Origin of the sequence: Apilactobacillus kunkeei (assembly GCF_005930975.1) — a bacterium.
Lineage (GTDB): Bacteria > Bacillota > Bacilli > Lactobacillales > Lactobacillaceae > Apilactobacillus > Apilactobacillus kunkeei_E.
Genome location: NZ_VBSE01000017.1, coordinates 1 through 279, shown reverse-complemented (window position 1 = coordinate 279; position 279 = coordinate 1). Strand labels below are relative to the sequence as shown.

Genomic DNA, 279 nt, shown 5'->3' with positions numbered 1-279 from the left:
CCCACCCCCCACCGCAGACCAAAAAAGTACTTCTCCATCCTCCCATCCTAGAACTGAACAACAAAGATCTAGTGCTCAATCCTCTGCTAGTTCAAGCTCTGAAAAACAAAGTTCTAGAGCTCAATCCTCTGCTTCCAGCTCTGAAAAACAAAGTTCTAGTGCTCAATCCTCTGCTAGTTCAAGCTCTGAACAACAAAGTTCTAGAGCTCAATCCTCTGCTTCGAGCTCTGAAGAACAAAGTTCTAGTGCTGAGTCCTCTGCTAGTTGAAGGGCTGATGC

At 45.9% G+C, this 279-nt stretch carries 1 protein-coding gene; it reads left to right on the top strand.

The window, feature by feature from the left end; translation table 11 throughout:
• Positions 1-268: hypothetical protein (locus FD688_RS07325; protein ID WP_225426070.1), on the top strand; the 268-nt coding region annotated here is incomplete at its 5' end.
• Positions 269-279: the final 11 nt, after the last annotated feature.